General features: G+C 43.6%; 15 protein-coding genes, 1 tRNA gene and 1 riboswitch. Of the genes, 8 read left to right on the forward strand and 8 right to left on the reverse strand.

Annotation, left to right across the window (positions count from 1 at the left end; translation table 11 throughout):
- Positions 1-13: 13 nt before the first annotated feature.
- The 3 genes from guaB to cysS all read right to left on the reverse strand — a co-directional run bounded on the left by guaB (position 14) and on the right by cysS (position 5,363).
- Positions 14-1,486 (reverse strand): IMP dehydrogenase, encoded by a 1,473-nt coding sequence (gene guaB, locus JMX91_RS08695; RefSeq protein WP_057760534.1) that lies wholly within the window; start codon positions 1,484-1,486, stop codon positions 14-16.
- A gap of 277 nt (positions 1,487-1,763) precedes the next feature.
- The gene (locus tag JMX91_RS08700; protein ID WP_227679341.1) at positions 1,764-3,749 is read right to left on the reverse strand and encodes a mechanosensitive ion channel family protein; all 1,986 of its coding nucleotides are present in this window, start codon (positions 3,747-3,749) and stop codon (positions 1,764-1,766) included.
- 153 nt (positions 3,750-3,902) lie between these two features.
- Complete coding sequence (gene cysS / locus JMX91_RS08705; protein WP_201548625.1) at positions 3,903-5,363, reverse strand: cysteine--tRNA ligase; 1,461 nt, start codon at positions 5,361-5,363, stop codon at positions 3,903-3,905.
- 232 nt (positions 5,364-5,595) lie between these two features.
- Between cysS and JMX91_RS08710 the strand changes: the two genes are divergently transcribed.
- Positions 5,596-6,192 (forward strand): cob(I)yrinic acid a,c-diamide adenosyltransferase, encoded by a 597-nt coding sequence (locus JMX91_RS08710; protein ID WP_201548626.1) that lies wholly within the window; start codon positions 5,596-5,598, stop codon positions 6,190-6,192.
- A gap of 131 nt (positions 6,193-6,323) precedes the next feature.
- On the opposite strand, the gene JMX91_RS08715 is transcribed toward JMX91_RS08710, so the two are convergent.
- The gene (locus JMX91_RS08715) at positions 6,324-7,262 is read right to left on the reverse strand and encodes a hypothetical protein (protein ID WP_201548627.1); all 939 of its coding nucleotides are present in this window, start codon (positions 7,260-7,262) and stop codon (positions 6,324-6,326) included.
- 331 nt (positions 7,263-7,593) lie between these two features.
- Between JMX91_RS08715 and JMX91_RS08720 the strand changes: the two genes are divergently transcribed.
- The 7 genes from JMX91_RS08720 (at position 7,594) to JMX91_RS08750 (ending at position 16,957) form a co-directional block, all read left to right on the forward strand.
- Entirely contained in the window at positions 7,594-8,322 is a 729-nt protein-coding gene (locus tag JMX91_RS08720; RefSeq protein WP_201548628.1) for a glycerophosphodiester phosphodiesterase, read from the forward strand.
- A gap of 471 nt (positions 8,323-8,793) precedes the next feature.
- Positions 8,794-9,972, forward strand: a complete 1,179-nt coding sequence (locus JMX91_RS08725) for an acyl-CoA desaturase (RefSeq protein WP_201548656.1) — start codon at positions 8,794-8,796, stop codon at positions 9,970-9,972.
- Between the two features lie 335 nt (positions 9,973-10,307).
- On the forward strand, positions 10,308-11,774 hold the full coding sequence (locus JMX91_RS08730; protein ID WP_201548629.1) for a protein adenylyltransferase SelO: 1,467 nt from the start codon (positions 10,308-10,310) through the stop codon (positions 11,772-11,774).
- A 382-nt stretch (positions 11,775-12,156) separates the two neighbouring features.
- The gene (locus JMX91_RS08735; protein ID WP_160021186.1) at positions 12,157-14,475 is read left to right on the forward strand and encodes an NADP-dependent malic enzyme; all 2,319 of its coding nucleotides are present in this window, start codon (positions 12,157-12,159) and stop codon (positions 14,473-14,475) included.
- Between the two features lie 278 nt (positions 14,476-14,753).
- Positions 14,754-15,935 carry a tRNA nucleotidyltransferase gene (locus JMX91_RS08740; protein ID WP_201548630.1) on the forward strand — a complete coding sequence of 394 codons (1,182 nt, stop codon included), beginning with the start codon at positions 14,754-14,756 and terminating at the stop codon, positions 15,933-15,935.
- Between the two features lie 37 nt (positions 15,936-15,972).
- Positions 15,973-16,785 carry a pteridine reductase gene (locus JMX91_RS08745; RefSeq protein WP_201548631.1) on the forward strand — a complete coding sequence of 271 codons (813 nt, stop codon included), beginning with the start codon at positions 15,973-15,975 and terminating at the stop codon, positions 16,783-16,785.
- 95 nt (positions 16,786-16,880) lie between these two features.
- Positions 16,881-16,957 (forward strand) — tRNA-Ile (locus tag JMX91_RS08750).
- A 339-nt stretch (positions 16,958-17,296) separates the two neighbouring features.
- Here the strand turns inward: JMX91_RS08750 and JMX91_RS08755 are convergent.
- From JMX91_RS08755 to JMX91_RS08770, 4 genes are all read right to left on the reverse strand, one after another.
- A complete protein-coding gene (locus tag JMX91_RS08755; protein WP_265089180.1) occupies positions 17,297-17,908 on the reverse strand; it encodes a manganese efflux pump MntP family protein in 612 nt (203 codons plus the stop codon).
- A riboswitch (yybP-ykoY riboswitch) is annotated at positions 17,880-18,047 on the reverse strand. It overlaps the preceding gene by 29 nt.
- 192 nt (positions 18,048-18,239) lie before the next feature.
- Positions 18,240-20,630 (reverse strand): TonB-dependent receptor, encoded by a 2,391-nt coding sequence (locus JMX91_RS08760; protein WP_201548632.1) that lies wholly within the window; start codon positions 20,628-20,630, stop codon positions 18,240-18,242.
- Positions 20,631-20,947: 317 nt separating this feature from the next.
- Positions 20,948-21,097: a hypothetical protein gene (locus JMX91_RS08765; RefSeq protein WP_201548634.1), complete on the reverse strand. Its 150-nt coding sequence runs from the start codon at positions 21,095-21,097 to the stop codon at positions 20,948-20,950.
- Between the two features lie 173 nt (positions 21,098-21,270).
- Complete coding sequence (locus tag JMX91_RS08770) at positions 21,271-22,770, reverse strand: DHA2 family efflux MFS transporter permease subunit (RefSeq protein ID WP_201548636.1); 1,500 nt, start codon at positions 22,768-22,770, stop codon at positions 21,271-21,273.
- Positions 22,771-22,908: the final 138 nt, after the last annotated feature.

The following is a 22,908-nucleotide window of genomic DNA, read 5'->3' on the forward strand; positions in this document are numbered from 1 at the left end:
TTTACGGAACGATCTAGTTTACTCGGTAGTTCGGCGCTTCTTTAGTGATTTGCACATCATGCACATGCGACTCTTTCATACCCGCTGAGGTTACTTTGATAAACTGCGGATTGGTACGCATATCTTCAATCGTGGCAGAACCCGTATAACCCATTGATGAACGTAGGCCACCAACCAACTGGTTAACGATACCCGCAACTGGTCCTTTATAAGGAACACGGCCTTCGATACCTTCTGGCACTAGCTTCTCTACGCCGTCTTTTGCATCTTGGAAGTAGCGATCTGAAGAACCGTTTGATCCTGACATTGCACCCAAACTACCCATACCGCGATACGCTTTATAGTAGCGACCTTGGAACAGCTCAACTTCACCTGGCGCTTCTTCAGTACCAGCCATGAGCGAACCAACCATGATGCATGATGCACCAGCAGCGATTGCTTTTGCCATGTCACCTGAGTAACGGATACCACCGTCAGCAATCAATGGAATGCTGTCTTTTAAAGCGCTAGCAACATTATCAATGGCTGAGATTTGTGGCACACCGATACCTGCGATAATACGCGTGGTACAGATAGAACCAGGGCCGATACCTACTTTTACTGCATCAGCACCTGCGTCACGTAAAGCGATTGCAGCTTCACCTGTTGCAATGTTGCCACCGATTACTTGTACATGCGGGTAGTTTTTCTTGATCCAAGAGACTTTATCGATCACGCCTTTTGAGTGACCGTGCGCAGTATCAACGACGATAACGTCAACGTCAGCAGCGATTAATGCTTCAACGCGTGCTTGCGTGTCTGCACCAGTACCAACAGCTGCGCCAACACGTAGGCGACCTTGTTCGTCTTTACATGCATTTGGATTGTTTTCAGCTTTGGCAAAATCATTAACAGTAATCAAACCACGCAGGCGGAAGTTATCGTCAATAACGATGACTTTTTCGATGCGGTGCTCATGCAACAGTCTTTTGATATTCTCGTTGCTTTCACCTTCGTGTACGGTAACCAGCTGCTCTTTAGGCGTCATGATCTGGCTAACTGGCAATGATAAATTGGTCTCAAAACGCCAATCTCTATGAGTAACAATACCCACAACATTATCTGTGCCTTTTTCGACCACAGGCACACCTGAGATATTGTTATCTTGGGTCAAACGTAGCAATTCACCAATCGTCATCTCTGGATGCACAGTGATAGGATCAACGACGGTACCCGCTTCAAATTTTTTGACACGGCGTACTTGTGTGGCCTGCTTTTCGATGTCCATGCTCTTATGCAAAATACCCATGCCACCAAGCTGTGCCATAGTAATAGCCATTTCAGACTCAGTCACAGTATCCATAGCCGCAGAGATTAGCGGAAGATTAAGTGTGATGTTTTTGGTCAAACGAGTAGACAGATCAGCAGTTTTTGGCAGAACTTCAGAATAGGCTGGTAATAATAAAACGTCATCAAAGGTTAAGGCTTCATCGACAATTCGCAACATACAGACCCCTAGTGGTGGTTATTTTGATGGGTAGGAGCTCAGGGTTAAGCGTATCAATCATTGCAGCTGCATACACAGTGCCGACTCATGGCTAACCACTCAGTTATCCTATAAAAATAACGCCACATTATAACAAATAAGCGCCTCGCTGACACACTATATTTGTCAGATTATTTTACACAAGTGCGTCTTCATCGATGACAATCATGCTTCAAACCATTAATAACTCGCTTTTAAAGCTAATCAGGATCGCAAAGCTCATCGCTATTCCCAATCTCTAGTCGCTTCTTGTTAACGTAAAGCGCTCTGTGGGTAGATATTTGTTTTGCTGTGCGTGCAGGTAACCAAGCATTTGCTCCCGTATCTCACAGGCCAGCGTCCATGCCTCTATAGGCCCTACCGATGAAACAGCGCCGCGCAGTTGAATGGTATTTTCGGTCACATCAACCACATACATCTCAGGTTCTGTTTTATTATCCCAAAGCTTATTGTCCTTGACCATCGATATAAACGCCTCTCGGATAGCGTCGATATCTGCGCCATAATCGATATACAAAAACACAGGACAGGTCTGATGAACTTCTGTATGCGACCAGTTTTCTACCCGTTCAGTGATTAGCTCACGCATCGGCACGATCAATCGTCGCTCATCCCATGTTTTTAGCACGGCATACGTGTAACGCAGGTCTTCAACCGTACTAAAATTACCATCCATTATCACACTATCGCCAATCCGTACTGGCTGCGTCACTGCTACCTGCACACCAGCGATGATATTCCCTAATATTGGCTGTGCTGCAATACCGATAACCACACCTGCAATACCCGCTGAAGTCAGTAACGTCTTGCCAAGGCCTTCCATATTGGCAAATTCACTAAGACCTATCCAGAAACTTCCCAAAATCATCGCGAAAATAAACACACGACGGAATATCGATACATAGGTACGGCGACGACGTTCTTTATCAAAATGCTCTGCAGCCAAATTTTCAATCTGCATATCTTGATAACGATTGGCAAAAAAGTTAATGATACGAATACCCAACCACATGGTACTAAATACCAGTCCAATCCAAATGAGTGGACGCGTAGATGAGGCAACTGCATCTAAATAAGGAAAACCACCAGAAACTAAGGTGAAAACGAGTGAAAAACTGATGGTAAAGGTTAATGGTACTGTTAGCTTGCTAACCAAATCGGCGACGCCGTTGGTACTGCCAACATACATGCTGTATTTTTCTTCATCAATATAATGATTGATGATTTTTGCAGTACCTTTACTCAGTAGCCAACCCATACCCATGGTTAATAAAAAGAACAATATCAGCGCTGAGAATTCCCATAGCGCAATCCCAAAAAACTTTAGCTTTAACCAAGTAGGCAAATAACGTTCGAACTCGGCTGGATGATACTGCTCATAGAGATTATCAATATTGCCTACTGTCTGCGCCGAAAACACCCAAACAGGGGCTTTATCCCCTACTCGCACTCGCTGCAAATAAATAGGAACACGGCGCTCGCGATAATCAACATAGCCAAGCTGAATAGAACGTCTGGCAATACCCATGACACTGCTATTATTACCAAGCGGTGGTTCAATTAAGCCATCGGGACGATCTGGCATATCGTCGAATACATAGAGCTCTTTTTCAGACAATAAGAAATCCAGTCGTTTTGTGAGATCAAGCGCACGGCTCCGTTGGCTTTTCTCATCAATCAAATTCATGTTTAGCGCGTAAGCGGCCAAATCATACTGCTGTTTCATTAACGCTGATTGAAAAAACTCTAAAGCTGCAAGCGGTGTTTCTAAGTTAGCTGGCTCAGATAACGGCGGCAACCCAGCATTTAATTTATCGAGTATATAGTAGCTCTCACTGTATTCTCCGGTCAGTGCCGTATCACCTTGTAGCCTGCCTGCCTGCTCCACTGCGTTACGCTCAGTAGGATCGAAGATCTCTTCAGTAATACCAGAAATACTAACACTCTCATCTTTAAGCGCATTGACTTGCTGAGCTGCATATTCAGTAAAACTATCAGGCTTACTAGGTGTTTGTTTTTCCGGCTCGCTCGTACTCTGTTCATTTTCACTATTTGCTGCATAAACGGGTGAATAGATGACATTTATAGCGACAATCAAAAAGCCCAACAATATTTGCAGCATATGGCTTTTAAAACGACTTTTCTCTACATCTACTTGATGATTATCATCTGAGCGCAAAACGGCACAATGATGGTTCATAGGATTGTCTTTAAGAGTATTCATGTTTTCAAAGCCATCAGTCTACGAAAGGAAAGTATAAAAAATATATCGGTGCTGCTTTAACCTAATTCAGTAAGCAAAAAAAAGCCAGCCTAAAGCTGACTTAATTTATTACGAGATTTGTAGCTATTTACTATATAGACGGCAAACATTATTTTAAGCGCGGCGCCATGTCGTGCCAGCACGGCTATCTTCGAGCTCAATACCCGCCTCTTTTAATTGCTCACGTATCTCATCAGCACGGGCAAAGTTTTTGTTGGCTTTAGACTCTGCACGTTCGATAATCAAATTATCAATAACCGCATCCGTTAGACCATCTTCTGCCTGATCACCGACCACTGCTTGCAAAAACTGCTGCACTGGCTGCTGTAAAATATTTAATACTTGCGCCAATGCTTTTAGTTGCTGGGCTAATTGCCATGCGGTATCGACGTCTTCCGCTTTGATAGCTTTGTTGATATCACGAGCCAATCCGAATAAGACGCTGATGGCCGTCGAGCTATTGAAGTCGTCATTCATCGCCTTGATGAAGTCTTGTCCAACCGCGCTATTGTAAGCTTCAGCCACTAAATCTTCATTGATTACGATTGACTGTCCTTTTTGTTGCTCAGCCAACTTTAGTGCATTATATAATCTGCTTAGGCTATTATGCGCTTCATCTAAGGCGCTATCAGAGAAGTTAACTTGGCTGCGATAATGGCTCGATAATAAGAAAAAGCGCACCGTCTCAGGTAAGTACTTTGCCATGACATCACGAATGGTAAAAAAGTTGCCCAGTGATTTAGACATTTTTTCGCCATCGACATTGATAAAACCAACATGCATCCAGTTGCGTGCATACTCACAACCAGTCGCTGCCTCAGACTGGGCGATTTCGTTTTCGTGATGCGGGAACTGTAAGTCATGACCACCGCCGTGAATATCAAAGGTGCTACCTAAGCACTTAGTCGACATCGCTGAACATTCAATATGCCAGCCTGGACGCCCTTGACCCCATGGTGATGCCCACTGTGGCTCGTCAGGTTTTGCAGCTTTCCATAGTACAAAGTCAAATGGATTGCGTTTATCATTCTCAACTTCGACTCGCGAACCTGCCTGCATATCGTCTAGATTACGCTTAGATAATTTACCATAACCGTCAAAGCTATCGACGGCATAATAGACATCACCGTTGTCGCCTGCATACGCATAGTTGCCAGTGACTAACGTCTCAATCATATTCTGCATGTCATCGATATGATCGGTCGCACGTGGCTCAGCATTTGGCATCTCACAACCAAGGGCTGTTGCGTCTTCATGCATCGCTTCAATAAAGCGCTGCGTCAATGTACCAATCTCTTCACCGTTTTCAGCAGCACGAGCAATGATTTTATCATCGATATCAGTGATATTACGTACGTAATTCACGTTGTAACCCAAACGTGCTAACCAACGAACGGCCATATCAAAACCGACCATCACTCGCGCATGACCAATATGACAATAGTCATAAACAGTCATGCCGCACACATACATACCAACCTGCCCTGCTTTGAGTGGTACAAACTGACGCTTGCTGCCAGTCAATGAATCGTAAATGGCAAGTTGGGACATCGCATCTGCAAGTGGTGTGGTCATAGTAAAAAAGCCTTGTAACGTAAATAAAATAGAGAAATGTGAAATCTCAGCCGCGGTGTATGAATAAGCCATACAAATGACTGAGACTATAAATCATGTAAATAAAAAATTCAGACCAAAAAACGTCGTGATATAAAACGTAACCCATTATCTTAGCGAAAACAGGCGTAAAATACTACAATGAGCGTGCAACTAACGCTATTCAATCATAAAAACCGTTAAGGATGTAAAGATGGGCAATCGCTTAAGCAAAATATACACACGTACTGGAGATGACGGCAGCACTGGTATGGCTGATGGCAGCCGCCTTAGCAAAGCGGACGATCTATTTAGCGTCATGGGTGACATCGACGAGCTCAACTCGCATATTGGCTTGGTACGTGCGCAACTAAAGCATAATAAAGGGCAATCTATAGAGAAAGAGTTCTCTGAAGCCTTGGTCATCATTCAGCACTTGTTATTCAATATAGGCGGCGAGCTTGCCATGCCAGAGTATGAAGGAGTTAATGCCACTCATATTGAATGGTTAGAGCAGCAAATAGATATGATGAATACCACATTGCCACCGCTAAAAGACTTTATTCTGCCGACAGGTTCTATATTGGTGAGTCAATTACACGTGGCGCGTAGTGTATGTCGCCGCGCTGAACGTCAAGCTGTGATATTGCAAAAGCAGCGTCCACAAGCGATTCGTATTACTGCTGTCAGCTTTATCAATCGCTTATCTGATTGGTTATTTGTCGCTGCACGCTTCTGTACAGATCCAGAAAAAGTCTCTGAGGTGTTATGGGACAGTCAAGCATTGAAAACGTTCACTGACAGTCAATAATACAAACTAAGTATTTAGCAATAAATATTTAAACACAAAAAACCCCGCGACATGATTGTTGCGGGGTTTTTATTATTGAGCGATAGCAATTCGGCTTACTAGAAATCGCTATCTCTTACTACAATGACCAATTAGTAAGTCGCGCTGTTGTCTTCAATGATGACCATATCGATGGTTTCATCTTTAGGTACGGCTTTTGGTGTGGCGGGCTTACTAGGCTCAGCAGCTGCTGCTTGAGTGTTTGCAGTCGAACTGCTCTGATTTTCAGCAGGCTTATTGATGGTTGGCGGCGGCGTAGGTTCAGTTGGGCGAATTGGCTCAACTGGCGTTACGGTTCGTGGCTGACGGATTGGGGCTGTTTGAGTCGTATCGTTGTTCTGCGTTGCACGGCGCTCAGCAGCACGTTGGGCGCGTTGCTCATCCATTGCAGTTTTGAATACAGAACCTGCCATTACATCTGCAACAACAGTAATCAAAGCAGGCTGACCCGCAATACGTGTACGCACTTGACCGCCTTGAGTACCGACAATGTAAGTGAAAGCGTCATCAACAAGCATATTGTTATTAATACGGATATTATCTTGCGCTAAACGTGATTGTAAGCTTGGCTGATTATTGGCTGCTTGTACCTGACTGGCTTGATACAAGTCTTCACTTGGTAGCGTCATGCTGACACTTGCTTGACAAGTGGTCATGCCGTTCTCATTGGCTTGTTGCAAGATAGCAGCGTTTTGGACATCAATGACAACGCCATTGGTTTTTTCGCTAACCACACCATTTGCTAAACTGATTTCAGCATCATTTGCATAGTTGGCAGCCAATGACTGTGCTTGTTGATTGAGCGTATTTTTCAGAGCTGACTTAAGGCGATCTTGCACCATAGGATCATCACAACTGATCGCAGGCGCAACACTATTTTCAGCATCGACCGTCTCTTGTTCTGTTAGCTCTGCCTGCTCAGTAGTATCTTCTTTATCTGAGCGATCACAGCCTGCAAGCGCTAAACCACATACCAATCCAATCCCAGCAACTTTATGCCACTTGCTCAAACTTATATTTGCTACGCTCATACTAACTCTACTCCCAATTTACAGGTTCGTACCGCTACTGACTGACAGTGTTCAACATTCAAATCGCAACGCTAGCTGCTACAGATATGAAAACCACATCATTATACGGTGTTTAAATCAAATGGTCATTAGTGTAGCCCATGGATATACAAATAGTGCCCCTCATTATGGAAAAAACCTGCGTTTGGTTGCAAAAACATAACAAACATTGTCAGTTTTAGTCCCTAAGAAGTCATATTTAAAAAAGTACAGATTGCATCACAGTTTTTGTTAGACGTCATGGATATGACGCTATATGATTGGGCATAAAAACCATCAATAATCGGTGCATATGATAAATTTTAGAGATACGTTATTACTAGGTCATCGAGGCGCGCGCGGTGAGGCGTTAGAAAATACCTTTTCAGGTTTTGAGTACTCTCAAAATCTTAAGTCAAGAGGCTTAGCAGGCGTAGAGTTTGATATACAACTAAACGCTGACGGTCACTTAATTGTATTCCACGATGACGATCTAGAGCGTATGTGCGGTCGGCAATCACGTATTGATCAGTTAAAGCTCACAGAGATTCAATGCCAGTTGCAGTTTGGCCAACCTATTATGAAACTCGCAAGCATAGTACCTGCACTTAGTGGGTTTAACGTTATTGAGCTTGAAATTAAGACGCATAGCCGTACCAATTATGCAGTATTGATTGCAGCGCTTCGGCAGGCATTTATTGATACACCTCTTGCCAGCTTACCAGTTGTATTGACGAGCTTCGATGTCGAGTTACACAACCGTTTACAACGTCACAAACTATTATCTCATATGCCTCGCGGCTTGCTTATTCGTACGCCAGAAGCGTTGGCAAGCGCTACCAATACCGCATTGCAACTCGGTTGTATTCAACTGGGTATTCATTATCCGCTTTTAACCCAAGCTGTTATCAAGCATAGCCACCGTTATGGATTACCCGTAAGTGCTTGGACGGTTAATGATATTCCCACCATTGAGCAGCTCATAAAATGGGAGACCGATGTCATCATTACGGATTTTCCAAGTCATTTGCTGCTGCCTTAACCGAGTTATCTGTACTTTTTTGATATTTAATCATTTTTTCGATAAACGCATTCTTTCCTACATATATACCCTCCTTGTTACACTTCTCCTTCATGTCTGATAAGTCACTCGTATTTTTGACCAATACATTCTATAATCCATACAAGTTATTGTTATTTAGCAATATTTTTATAGTGTATAAGTGTTCACTTTACACGATTTTTAAGGTACTATGGTGGCTTAAATTAATACCGTTAGGGATATTATATGATTGCAAAAAAAGCACTTGGCTTACCGCTTAAAGGCTTACGTTTCGCTATCAAATCTGGTGATACGCTTGTAAAGACCGCCAGCACTCAAGTAACGCGTTTTAAAACTCGTTTCGATGAGAAAAAAGCGCAAATGGCGCTTGATGAGCAGCCTGTTGCAAAACGCAATTATGCGAAAGCTTCTGAGCAAGCGGATCTTTCTGCGCAAGAGCAAAGCATTGATATGCGTGAGTTTGAATTTACCAAAGCACCAATTAACTGGATTCCAGCGGCTATTTTAGTAGCGACGCCAATTGCTGCTGCTGTGATTACGCCATGGTATCTATGGACTCATGAAGTTAGCGCTCCTGTTTGGGGTGTGTTTGGTGCCTTTATGGTATGGACAGGTATCAGTATCACGGCGGGTTACCATCGTCTGCTATCGCACCGTGCTTACAAAGCGCACCCTATTGTCAAAAACTTTTTATTGTTAGGTTCAACCTTAGCCGTACAAGGCTCAGCGTTTGATTGGGTTTCTGGACATCGTACTCACCATCGTCATGTAGATGATCGTTTGGACGATCCATATTCAGCACAGCGTGGTTTTTGGTTCAGCCATATTGGTTGGATGCTACGCAACTACCCTAGCGGTAAATTTGATTATAAAAACATTCCTGATTTGACCAAAGACAGAGTCTTACAGATTCAGCATAAATACTACGGCCTATGGGTATTGGTCACGAATGTAGGTCTGGTTGCGGCTCTTGGTTGGTTGTTGGGTGATGTTTGGGGCACGCTTGTGTTGGCAGGTTTGCTGCGCTTGGTATTGACGCATCACTTTACTTTCTTCATTAACTCATTGTGTCATATGTTTGGTAGCCGTCCTTATACGGATACTAATAGTGCTCGTGATAACTTTTTCTTAGCTATCTTTACGTGGGGCGAGGGTTATCATAACTATCATCATTTCTTCCAGTATGATTATCGTAATGGCGTGAAATGGTGGCAATATGATCCAACAAAATGGTTGATTGCTGGTTTATCAAAAATCGGTTTAACGACGGATTTGCGTACTGTTGATGATACGACTATTAAGCATGCCGAAGTGCAAATGCAGTTCAAAGCAGCACAACAGCAGATCGATACAGCCACAAGCACTGGGCTTGATCTTCCTCATGCGATGAAGAGCTTCCAAGACCGCATTAAGTTTGAATACGATGCATTTAAACAAACTGTCGAAGAATGGCAATCACTGAAAGCTCAAACTATTGAAATGAAAAAAATAGAATGTGCTGATCGCTTACGTGAAGTTGATGATAAGCTAAAGCATGATTATGCCAAAATCGAACAAAAAATCCTTGAGCATAACAGCAATCTAAAAACTGCTTTCCGCTCTATTGGCGCGAACGAAAAAGCGGCTTAATTAACCTCTGATTTATTTTATAATTTTGAAGCTTCTCCATCCCCCTATCCGTCCTAGATAGGGGGATTTTTTTGCTTATACTTTATCGATTATGTCATTACAGCTACTTCTAATGATTTTATTATCATAATAAATGGTCAAATACATTGGCTGAACCATTGCTTTCTCTAATCCAAAAACAATAACCATCTCATCCATCATATTCAGTTAATTAAAGACCGAAAAATTTATTTTTTGTCCAGATATTACAAGAGACGGACAGAGTGCAACGATGACATATGAGAGCTATGCTATAGTGACATTCTCACTTTTATATTTTAATGGAAACGGCCTGTATGCGTTATCAAAACACTTACGTCAACCTAGACACGCGCCTTTATCATGAGCAGCCACCGACGCCACTAGACAATCCTCGTGTCGGTCACTTCAACACTCAAGTTGCTAAGCAGTTAGGCTGGACAAACGACGAGGACTTGATGACTAACTGGGTTGAGATATTGGGCGGTCAATACGTGCCAGCTGATTTCAAACCACTATCGATGGCCTATGCTGGTCACCAGTTTGGACAGTGGGCTGGGCAATTGGGTGATGGGCGCGGTTTACTCATGGCGCAGGTACTCGATAATGATGGACAGCCACAAGACTTGCACCTCAAAGGCGCTGGCCTGACGCCCTATTCACGTATGGGTGATGGGCGCGCAGTCTTACGCAGTACCATTCGCGAGTACCTGTGTGGTCATGCATTGACCCAGCTTGACATCCCCTCATCTAACGCTTTGGGATTTGTGGTATCTGATACGAGAGTGCGCCGTGAGCGTATCGAAGCAGGTGCCGCGTTGATGCGTGTGGCGGACAGTCATATTCGTCTTGGTCATGTCGAATGGATTGCCAGCTTCGCCCCTGATGTACTGGGTGAGTTCACTGACTATATGATTGATACTTACTATCCAGAGTGCCGCGATAGCGAAACACCTGTCTTAGCTTTCTTGACCGCAGTGGTTGAGCGTACAGCGCGCATGATTGCTGACTGGCAATTGATCGGTTTTGCGCATGGCGTGATGAATACAGACAACTTATCTATTACGGGCAGCACCTTGGATTTTGGACCTTTTGGGTTTATGGAGCGCTTCAATCCTGCATGGATTAATAATCACTCAGACCATACGGGTCGTTATGCTTATCAGAATCAACCTGCTATCGGACATTGGAACCTAAACGTTTGGCTGCCACACTTTATGCGCTTAGAAGGCGTTACACGTGAGACGCTCGCTGATTGTTTAGCGCCTTATGAAGCAACCTTTATGCAGCACTATCAGCAAGGTCTGTGCCGTAAGCTTGGCTTACCGCATCAAAGAGAAAGCCTCGGCTTGGCCTTTGAATGGTTGACGCTATTAGAAGACAACTTGCTCGACTATACCAATAGCTTTCGCGCCCTACTCGGTTTGGTCGCACCAGCAGATCATCCTTATGAGCAAAAGCTGTTGGCTACTATGACCACTGAATTAAGCAGCGATGCGCAACAAGTATGGCAAGACTGGTCAGCACGTTATCTGGCACAGATTGAGCAGCTACCACTTGAGCAGGCAGTCAACGACATGCAGACCAACAATCCTGTTTATGTCCTTCGTAATAGCATGGCGCAGCGTGCAATTACTGCCGCAGACCAAGGTCAGTTTGAAGAAGTTGATCGAGTGTTTCGCTTATTAGCCAATCCTTATAGCGTGCAAGATATCGCTAATGATTTAGATAGCAGTGCGCCTGCACCGGATACACCGCAAGTGCCTATTAGTTGCTCGTCTTAGTAGCTGCTCATCTTAGTAGTTGCCCGTCTTAACACCTTTCAATTCTGTAATATTTTGAAATATTATGAAATTAAGGTTGATATTTAGACGCATTTTTTGGCATTATCAACGAGATAAATAACGAATATCATTTTATTATATTATTCGCACAATTCACCGTTGTTGACTAGGCAGTGAATTGGCAATAATGCTAGAATGAATATTTTAGCTAGTTTGCTTTTTTGACCTGATCTTTGATCGTCGACCATGATTCTGATGGTCGTGAGTCGTTTAACGTTTTTAACCCTTTCAGTTATTATCATTCAATGATTTTTGGAGGGTTAGACGTTGTTTTTTATCACCATTTAATTTATTCCAATTTATTCCAACCATGGCAATTATTATGAATGACGATACCACTTCGAATACGGATAACCTCAGTACAGAAAAAGAGCAGTTTGAACAAGCTGCCTTACATTACCATGAGTTTCCACGCCCAGGTAAAATTTCGGTAACTCCTACTAAGCAGCTAGCCAACCAACGTGATTTAGCACTCGCCTACTCTCCAGGCGTTGCTGTACCTTGTCTTGAGATCCAAAGAGATCCAAAACTTGCGTCCAAATACACGGCACGTAACAACCTAGTTGGTGTTATCACTAACGGTACTGCTGTATTGGGTCTAGGTAATATCGGTCCATTGGCATCGAAGCCAGTTATGGAAGGTAAAGGCGTTCTATTTAAGAAGTTCGCAGGTATCGACGTTTTTGATATTGAAATTGCTCAAAATGATCCAGACAAATTTATCGAAGCGGTTGCCTCGCTTGAGCCTACCTTTGGTGGTATCAACTTAGAAGACATCAAAGCACCAGAATGTTTCAAAATCGAGCGCGTATTACGTGAGCGCATGAACATTCCTGTGTTCCATGATGATCAACATGGGACGTCAATCATTGTTGCTGCAGCCATGCTAAATGCTTTGTTGATTACTGGCAAAAAAATCGAAGAGATTAAAATTGTTTGTTCAGGCGCAGGCGCAGCAGCCATTTCTTGCCTAGATATCATCTGCGCACTTGGCGTTAATAAGAACAACATTATTGTTTCAGATTCACGCGGTATCATCAGTACTAGCCGTGAAAACCTTGATGAAACCAAACAGCGTTATGCTCGTGATATCACGGCTACTTCTATCGAAGAAGTCATGGACGATGTCGATATGTTCCTAGGCTTATCAATGCCAGGTACACTATCAGAAGATATGGTTCGCCGTATGGCAAAAGACCCTATCGTCTTTGCACTTGCCAACCCAACACCTGAAATCATGCCAGAATTGGCCCATGCGGTACGTCCAGACGTCATCATGGCAACTGGTCGTTCAGACTATCCAAACCAAGTAAACAACGCGCTATGTTTCCCGTATATCTTCCGCGGCGCATTGGATGTTGGTGCAACCACTGTTAACGAAGAGATGAAAGTTGCCTGCGTAAAAGCAATCGCTGCGATGGCACACGTTGAAGCTACTCCAACTACTAGCGCTAGAAACATCGAAAAGATGCAGAGCTTTGGTCGTGACTACTTAATTCCAGGCCCTCTAGAGCCAAATCTAATCATTGAAATCGCATCAGCTGTGGCCAAAGCAGCGATGGATTCAGGCGTTGCCACGCTACCTATCGATGACATGCAAGCCTATCGTCAGCGTCTGTCTGAGTTTGTTTATAACTCTGCGTTTGTGATGAAGCCAATCTTTGCTCGTGCTAAAGCCGATCCAAAACGTATTGTGTACTGTGAAGGTGAAGACAACAACATCTTGCTTGCTGTGCAAGTCGTCGTTGATGAGAAGCTAGCACAACCTATCTTGGTTGGTCGCCCTTCAGTTATCGAAGCCAATATCAAAAAGCTAGGCCTACGTCTAAAAGCTGGCGAGAACATTACCATCGTCAACGTTGATGATGATCCTCGCTACAAAGACTACTGGCAGGGCTACTACGAGAAGAACAAACGCCGCGGTGTAAGCATTGAGCTTGCGCGTCGTGATGTTCGCCGTAAGACGACTTTGATTGGTTCTTTGCTGGTCGAAAACGGTGCAGCAGATGGCATGGTATGTGGTACCTTTGGCCATTACCAATTGCATCTAAAATACGTTGAAAGCGTCATTGGCAAAAAACAAGGTATGAACGACTTCTATGCAATGAATGCGGTACTCATGCAAGATCGTAATATCTTTATCGCCGATACCTATGTCCATGAAGACCCAACGGCTGAACAATTGGCTGAAATGACTGTCCTGGCAACGGATCAGTTACGTCGCTTTGGTATCACGCCACGCGTCGCGCTAGTGTCTCATTCTAATTTTGGTGCTTCAGATCGTGCCAGCGCTGTCAAAATGCGTAAGGTTCATGAGCTATTGACCAATATGAACGTCGACTTTGAGTTTGAAGGCGAAATGCAAGGTGATGCCGCGCTTAACGAAAATATTCGTCTAAACGATATGCCATCAAGCCCATTGAAAGGTGCAGCGAACCTGCTTATCTTGCCAACCCTTGATGCCTCAAACATCGCTTTCAACCTGCTTAAAACAGCGACTGGCAGTGCTTCTATTGGCCCTATCCTATTAGGTACTAATAAGCCGGTACACATTTTGACGCCATCAGCGACAGCACGTGGTATCGTCAATATGACTGCATTGACCGTCACTGAAGCGCAAGACCTAGAAAACGAAAAATAGTCATATATCATACCCAGTATGAATGCACTGTAGTCGGTTCAAGTTAATTTGGATGCAAGGAAGCCGAGTGAAAGTACTACAAATAGTAGACTGAGCGAGGCTGACACCCTACCCAATTTATAAAGGATTGACCATATTAAGAAGGGCTCTGTCATCCATTGACAGAGCCCTTCTGCTATACTAAAACCAGTCAATGCAACTTATAAAGCATTGGCTGTTTTTTTGATTTATAGAAATTGGGCTAGTGATATAAAGCTCAATAATAATAAGAGGCTTTTATGCAAATTTACCTTGTGGGCGGCGCTGTACGCGATCGACTGCTTAAGCGTCCTATCAAGGACAAGGACTTTGTCGTCGTTGGCGCTACTGTTACAGAGATGATTGATGCTGGGTTTCAACAAGTGGGCGCTGACTTTCCTGTGTTTTTGCATCCGACCAGTCATGAAGAGTATGCGTTGGCACGTACAGAGCGCAAGCAAGGCTCAGGCTACAAAGGTTTTAGCGTACATGCCAGCCCTGATATTAGTCTAGAGGATGATTTGCGCCGTCGTGATTTAACCATCAACGCGATGGCAATCGAAGTTACCAGCTTAACCGATGATACCCCGATTAATGGACAAGTCATCGACTACTATGGCGGACTGCAAGACTTAAAAAGTAAGACATTGCGTCATGTGTCCAGTGCTTTTAGTGAAGACCCATTACGTGTGCTTCGAACGGTGCGCTTCTATAGCCGTTACTACGATTTGGGATTTGCCATCGCGGATGACACTTTAACGCTGATGCGTCAATTGGTTGATACAGGAGAGCTGGCTCACTTGAGCGCCGAACGTATTTGGCAAGAATCGAGCCGTGCGACTATGCAGCTATCACCGCAAGTCTATTGGCAAAAACTGTTTGAAATTGGTGCACTCACAGAGTATTTCGCGCCTTTGCATCACGCTTGGGACAATGTCCAAATAAGAGAAGCAGTGCAGACAGCGTTATACTTTGCAGGACAGATGCATTTAAATTTATCACAGCGTTGGGCGCTACTAATGACTAGCCTGTCTTCATCGTTATTTAATAGCGAAAACTCTGAGTCTACCTCTACCGTATCAACCGCCATAAAAAATATTAACGCTATCGGTAATAAAGCCAAAGTCCCAAAAGCACATACTCAGTTCGCGACTTTATTCGCTCAGCAAGCTGAAAAACTAAGCACAATAAAAAGTCTAAATTCGGCTGAAAAAATCGACCTAATCCAAGCCTGCGGTGCGCATAAGGAGCCTGATAAGCTCTCTCAACTGCTAGTGTGCAGTCATGTGTTACAGCTAGCAACACAGCATCGCCAAATGATGCTAACACTAAATAGCTTTCACGCTGTCAGCATGACTGACATTGCGCCAGACCTTAAAGGCCCCGCTATTGGTACAGCCTTACGCCAAAGCAGGATTGAACACTTGCAAGCGCAACAATGATATAGACAAGCGCACTAGAGAAAAAAGTAGTATTGCTATGGACCAAGAACTTAATGCCTACCAAGCAGAAAATATAAATAACCAAGCGCCAGTGATGCTTGTCACAGGTAGTGCTAGGCGCATTGGGGCGGCTATTGTTAAAGCGGCTCATAGGCAAGGTTACCGCGTCATTATTCATTGTCATCGTAGTGAACAAGACGCTAATGACTTGGCTGACTATCTGAACAACATCCGTGCTAATAGTGCAAAAGTTATCGTTGCTGATTTAACGATAGTCAACGATGGGATGGCTTTAGACAGCTTTGTTAAAAATATCGTAGAGGCGTTTGGACAGCTTGATGTACTGGTGCATAATGCTTCGCGGTTTTATCCTAGCCCACTCGGTAGTATCAATCATGCACAGTGGGATGAGTTGCTTTTGACCAATGCCAAGGCCCCTTTATTACTAAGCCAAGCCCTACTGCCTTATCTAAAGCAGCAACAAGGCTGTATTATCAGTTTATTGGACATACACGCGCATGATAGACCGTTTAACAACTATACTGTCTATAACATGGCAAAGGCTGCGCATCGAATGATGGTACAGTCGCTAGCGATAGAGATGGCGCCAGAAGTACGGGTCAATGGGGTGGCACCTGGAGTCAACATTTTGCCTGACCCTACTAGCGACCAAGCTATTGATAATGAGCAACAACAAAGTATCATCGATGCTATCCCTATGCGGCGAATAGGGCAACCTGATGAGATTGCTCATAGCGTACTGTATCTTGTGCAGGCAAATTATGTCACAGGAGAGATTATCACCGTGGATGGAGGCCGTAGTCTAACCATAGCTGGTGGTCACCTGTAATACGAAAATACTGCTCAATAAAAAATATCTTGATTACTGCCTATCTTTTACTTGAAAAATTAAAAAAATCAGGTATCATTGTGCGTCTAACGTTAGGGCCCATAGCTCAGTTGGTTAGAGCAGAGGACTCATAATCCTTTGGTCGTAGGTTCAAGTCCTACTGGGCCCACCAAATTTAAGTATTAATAAAAAAGACCTTCAAGAGATTGGAGGTCTTTTTTATTGTCTGCTGTTTTTTTAGTAAATAACAACTATGTGTGTAAGCATAGATATAGGCACTTTATTCAAGCCTCTTCGCTGACAACGGATAATTATTGATGGTTTTGTAGTGCTGATTTTTTTCAGACCTCTTGCGAGCCGCTACAGCGTAATGTGCTAGTTTTAGACCCAAAAAGCCTAACTATTAATATAGATAGGCTTTTCTTAGGTAAACAAGTGCTTTGCCCTTACAAGTCAGTAATAAATTTATACACGTAATGACTATCTGTTCGTAGTAGACAGTTTTATATAATTATTGAAGATGGCTTAATAAAATCCATGCACCGATGGCAATTAGCATCACACCACCAAATATTTCAGCTCTATGACCGATTAAGGAGCCCAATACTTTTCCTAACATCACCCCTAGCGTGACCATTACTGTGGTGGCCAAGCCAATAAGACCTGCCGCCAGTAAAATATTAACCTTTACAAATGCTAGGCTCACACCGACAGCCATGGCATCGATGCTGGTACCAAATGCAGTCAAAGCAAGTTTGAAAAAAGAATGTCTCGACGGTGCTTCTGCCGTTTCATCACTTGGCTTCATTCCCTCATATAGCATGTGCAGACCAAGCGCAAAAAGTATGACAAACGCGACCCAATGATCCCATGCCTCAATAAAAGACGCATCTATAAAAGATGTAGCAGAGTGACCAATTAACCAACCAATAATAGGCGTGATCGCTTCAATGGTGCCAAAAATAACACCCATTCTGAAAGCTTCGGTAAAACGAGGGTTTTTAAGACTTGCGCCTTTACTGATTGCTACAGAAAAGGCATCCGTGGACATAGAAAAAGCAAGTAATAGAAGTGCGATAGGATTCATGTGATTTTCTCTGGTCGAGTATAGAGTCCACGACATAGCCACACCCCCGACCTGCAGTGTAGATATATCGATGGTCTCGCCAACCGAGAGGTGTTCGCACCATGGCATGTGGCCAAGTATGTTGATACGAACGCTTTCGCAGTACGAAAGCAGGCTACTCCCCAAAGAGAGGTTAGATTAGCATTGATACGCTATAAGTCAATCATAAAATGCCAAAAAATAATTTTTGCATCTGATAAAGCGTAAAGTTGGAAACGCTAGCAAATACTCTTGGAGCAGATAAATGATTTAGAGAATTATGAGCATAAAAAAAACCCTTCACGCTAAATTTTCATAGCCTGAAGGGTTTTTTAATGCGTGGCGCTTTTTAGTAATCAACGGTATAGCTTAAGCCATAAGTCGTGCCTGATGCAGGTAATCGGTTCAAGTCATTAGACGTAAACGTGGTTTGATGATAGACCGTTAGATAGTCTTTATTAAGCAAGTTATAAACCCCGTAACCTACTCGGCCGACTGGCATGTTCACTTGGCCCAATACATCGAGAGTCATGTAGCCTGTAACTGGCTGTACAAATTCCCTAGAATTAGGGTCTTGTTGTTGATCTTTAAAAGCTCTATCATCACCGCCGATGGCCAATGCTTGCAGACGTATGTTGCTGCCTTCATCAAATTGGTACTGGGCAAATGCGGTGCCTTTTAGTGGTGTTAGGCGTACAGCATCCAGCTCCAACCAATCACCATTATAGTCATATTGACCACGGGTATAAGCTACACTACCGCCCACTTGCCACTTATCATTAATATCGTGACTAAGCGAGCCTTCCACCCCATAGACACGCTCATCAGTATCGATGACTTCTACGGTATCAGTAAGGCGCACCACCTTATCTGATTCGTTATAAAAACCACTCAAGCGTGCCGCTGTATCACCGTGCTTGCCTTGCCAACCAAACTCGTAGTTATTGGTTGTAATCGGTTGTACATTGTCTGAATTAACCACGAAACCGGCACGTACATCACGTAGCGCCCGTTGAATATCGGCTGTCGTAAACCCTTGTGAAAAATTAGCAAAAACTTGATCATTCGGTGTTATCTGATAGCTAGTACCGAGATTAAACAAGGTTTTGTCGTGATCTGTGCTACCTTTTTCTACGTTGCCAGCTTGATAGTCAATGCCGTAAGCTGCACTTGTTCCACTGATAGCAGAACTATTAAAATACTCTTCAAGCAGTTGCTCATAGATGGGCGTAAAGGTATCAGTCTCAGATTTTAGCTTTTGGTAACGCACACCAGCACTGGTATGCCACTTGTCAGTTATATCTACATCTGCATTGACAAAAGCGCCCCATTTATCGATGGTAGTATCTGGTCCACCATTATAAGTAAGCCCATTTGTTTGGGCACTTAAGCCATTACTAGCAAGAAACGTATTTAGATCTTGACCGTAGTAAGTTTGCTCACTGTTTTCGCGCTCGAAATCAGCACCGTAGCTAAACAGTGTCTTTTTGCCTGCGACTTCCGTCTCGGTTTGCATGGCGGCACGTAAGCCCATTACTTCGATATCAGCTTCTGATTGAGTGACAAATGTTGCAGCACTTGCCAGTTTCTTCAGTGTGGCTGTATCAGTTAGGCCATTGTTTTGCCATACTTCAGTCGCTTGGTCTCCTGCAGTTTTACCAGAAGGGTAAAAACGGCCTTTCTCATCTCGGTAGTAACCCGTCAAGCTTAGGCTAGACCCTGAGCCTACAAAATCATCGTCGTTATAGCTCAAATTTACTGAGCTTTTTTCGGTATATGGCTCATTTTCTACGTTGGCACCATCAATGGCCTTCAAAGAAGGTTTTGCGCCAAATAACACTGCCAAACCATCACCATAATCTGGGCCATAGTCGGTGTCTTGCTCATCTTTGTAGTAAGTCACTGCAAGATCAAGACGCTGGCTGTCAGTGAGCTCTACACCCAAGCTACCATTCACACTTAGCGATTCGGTATCTTGTTGGTCCGTTTGGTTGACATCTGGGCTGATTCGATTGCCTTTGCTATCAAACTTGCCGCCTTTATTATCATAATCAACATCTAGACGACCATACACTTGCTCGCCGCCATATCCTAATGTTTGCCCTACGTGATAACCCAATGAGTCTGACTCAAAATTACGACTGCTACTGACACCGACTCTAGTTTGTCTGATAGGGCCATACCCTACTAAAGATTTGGTCACAAGGTTAATTAGGCCACCTGCTGCACCAGCACCGTAGATACTGGTAGCACCTGAAAGCACCTCTACCCGCTCAAGCTGCGCAGGATCGATACTATTGAGCTCGCGTGAAAGACTACGCGAGCTGCTTAAAGGCACACCATTCAACAAGAACTGTACAGGGCGACCGTGCATGGTCGTACCATAGTTACTGGTTGAGCCACTACTGGCACCCAGACTCGGTATCAATTGTGCCAAGATATCACCAGTGGTACGGTCACCCGTTGCCTGCATCTGAATCTCATTTTCAGTAATTACTTGGGTGACTGCTGGCATCTCACTAATTTTCTGTGCCAGTGCCGTGCCCGTTCTAGCTTTAGCAGTAACATTGATAGTGTCTAAAGTCACATTAGGCGTCTCATTAGACACTGTACTTGAAGCCAGTTCCGCTGAAACCTGCGCATTTAATGAAACGTCTACTGCATTGTCGGTTTGTGCATATAATTGCTGACTAATACAAAGGGTAAGAACAGATAGAGCAACTTGATGATGGCTTTTCATAATTTTTTCACTTAGGTTATTTTACTTAGTTGAATAAATAAACAGTGATATGAGTAATATTTAGCTAATAATACTGTGTGTACTAACTTTGTGAAGAGCATTGTAAATGATAATCGTTTTTATTTCCATATGTATTAATATCTTGTTAGCAGCGTTTATTTGTGTTGTTTTCACAGGTATAGTTTGCTATTTAATCTTTGATAATTTCATTAGTCATTGAATAATTTATCTAGCTCATTGTTACGATAGACATTGAAGAAACGTTGGAGTTCCATCTCATCCTCTCTATATTCATTTTGACGACCTGATAATAGCTGCTATGCTACATCAACAGATAATATAAATACATCATCACTATCCATAATGGCAATATCGCCTGAACGAATCGTCGTTGCCTGCTCACCGAAGCGATAGGCAATATCGGACGCCAGCGTGCCTTGTGCTTGAGTGCTCTTGAATGTGGTCACAGCGCTGATACCCTGCGCAAATAGAGGAAAACTCAATTTACTTTTAGCCAGTGGGTGAAAAGGACAATTGATTAATGATGCCCACTGCTCTGCGGCGATTAATGTCTGATGCCAAAAATCAATAATATTTCCGTCTTGATAAGTTAAAGTAAACCCCGATACGGGGTATTTGTTTATGGGGATCGTGGTAGTTTGCACGCTGAAGGAATTGTGAATAATAAAATCACCGCGATGACCACCAGTATTTCTTGGATCGCGCTTGCCATGCCGTCACTACTACCTGCTGCTAATAACTGCGCACTTCGACTGTCTATATAAAGGGTGGACAGCGTGATAAATATAGTAGAGATGATGCGGCGACTGATGTTATTAAGGGCGGCTCCCTCAGTGACCGCGTGTTTGGGTAAGCTGCTAAACCCTACCGTTGTGGTTGGTAGGTAAGCCAAACCTACCCCAATACCTCGCACACTCATAATTAGCATTAATAGCCAAAGTGTGGGCTGATACAAGCACCATGCCAGCATCAAGGTAGACAGCGCACTAATCGCAATTCCTACGATGCCAATCCCTCGGGCACCTTGCTTATCTACCATCTTGCCAGCGTAATGCGTGGTGATACTAGCCACGAACGTCGCGACCATCAGGACAACACCTGTCCATAAAGCACTCTCGCCCATCACGTCTTGTATCAACACGGGCAATAACAAGAGGCACAGCATCAAACCGACTGTTTGGGTAATGCTGATAATATTACTGTGCAAATAGGTTTTATTGTTAAACAAGCGCACGTTTAATAATGGATGTTTCTGCCGCTGCTCATATGACCACCAAACCAATGCAGACAGTAAAAATCCGACAGACAATAAACCCAACGTGGCTATCTTTAATAATCCGTCACTGCTGAATAATCCACTAGTAAAGTCTATCTTTAGCGTACTCAGCCAAACCATCATGGTCAATAGCCAAATAAGCAAACTGACAAACCCAATGGTATCGAAAGGGCTTTTTTTATCATGTGAGCGTATGTCAGGTATTAATCGCCATACCATCGCCATGACTGCCACACTGAGTGGCAAGGTAATGGCAAACAGTGTCCACCACGCAAACTGCTCAACCAAGTAAGCACCGACCAAAGGGCCAAACGCCAACGACATCATAATGACAATGCCCCATAGCGCCATTACTCTGCCGTGCTGTTGCTGCGGATAAATCTGATATAGCATACCAATAGACAGCGGGATAATCAGACCGCCACTCAGTCCTTGTATGGCTCTGGCAATGATGACAAAGCTCATGCTAGACGCCAGCATGCCAATGACTGAGCCCAGCATAAATCCAAAAATTGCCGCCAAATAAACATGCTTAAACGGAAACTTTTTGTTTAAGTAGCCACTCAGCATTAGCCCTACACTCATGGCCAAGACATAAGCATTTAACACCCAGCCCCCCATCACGATATCGATATCAAACGCCGACATAAATATAGGAATTGCTGGATTGAGCGCGCTATTACTAAAGCTGACGACCGTACCGCCGAGTAGTAATGTCAGTAACACCTGCTGTACCTGTTTGTCGGTAAAGCCATTACTACTACTCTGAGAGGCTTCGTTTATAGATGTCTCATTTGTAGAGGTTTTATTTATAGGTGCTTTATTTATAGGGGCGTTGATCATTAAGCAGTGGCATCATAAAATTGGGTGACGGTCGGCATGACTTGCTCCTAGTTATTATTTTGCTAGCCTATCGAACACGTCATCCAATCTCGCTGAAACTTAGCATCGTTATTCTCATCAAAATGCTGATCAAATAAG

It is taken from the genome of Psychrobacter sp. Pi2-1 (genome assembly GCF_904846645.1).
In the GTDB taxonomy this organism is placed as follows: domain Bacteria; phylum Pseudomonadota; class Gammaproteobacteria; order Pseudomonadales; family Moraxellaceae; genus Psychrobacter.

Bases quoted from the DNA above. Each gene is read 5' to 3' on its own strand.
- JMX91_RS08760 (WP_201548632.1), bottom strand. From the start codon at position 20,630: ATGAAAAGCCATCATCAAGTTGCTCTATCTGTTCTTACCCTTTGTATT.
- JMX91_RS08745 (WP_201548631.1), top strand. From the start codon at position 15,973: ATGGACCAAGAACTTAATGCCTACCAAGCAGAAAATATAAATAACCAA.
- JMX91_RS08735 (WP_160021186.1), top strand. From the start codon at position 12,157: ATGAATGACGATACCACTTCGAATACGGATAACCTCAGTACAGAAAAA.
- JMX91_RS08700 (WP_227679341.1), bottom strand. From the start codon at position 3,749: ATGAATACTCTTAAAGACAATCCTATGAACCATCATTGTGCCGTTTTG.
- guaB (WP_057760534.1), bottom strand. From the start codon at position 1,486: ATGTTGCGAATTGTCGATGAAGCCTTAACCTTTGATGACGTTTTATTA.
- JMX91_RS08730 (WP_201548629.1), top strand. From the start codon at position 10,308: ATGCGTTATCAAAACACTTACGTCAACCTAGACACGCGCCTTTATCAT.
- JMX91_RS08715 (WP_201548627.1), bottom strand. From the start codon at position 7,262: ATGAGCGTAGCAAATATAAGTTTGAGCAAGTGGCATAAAGTTGCTGGG.
- JMX91_RS08725 (WP_201548656.1), top strand. From the start codon at position 8,794: ATGCGTGAGTTTGAATTTACCAAAGCACCAATTAACTGGATTCCAGCG.
- cysS (WP_201548625.1), bottom strand. From the start codon at position 5,363: ATGACCACACCACTTGCAGATGCGATGTCCCAACTTGCCATTTACGAT.
- JMX91_RS08755 (WP_265089180.1), bottom strand. From the start codon at position 17,908: ATGTCGTGGACTCTATACTCGACCAGAGAAAATCACATGAATCCTATC.
- JMX91_RS08740 (WP_201548630.1), top strand. From the start codon at position 14,754: ATGCAAATTTACCTTGTGGGCGGCGCTGTACGCGATCGACTGCTTAAG.
- JMX91_RS08710 (WP_201548626.1), top strand. From the start codon at position 5,596: ATGGGCAATCGCTTAAGCAAAATATACACACGTACTGGAGATGACGGC.
- JMX91_RS08770 (WP_201548636.1), bottom strand. From the start codon at position 22,770: ATGATCAACGCCCCTATAAATAAAGCACCTATAAATAAAACCTCTACA.
- JMX91_RS08720 (WP_201548628.1), top strand. From the start codon at position 7,594: ATGATAAATTTTAGAGATACGTTATTACTAGGTCATCGAGGCGCGCGC.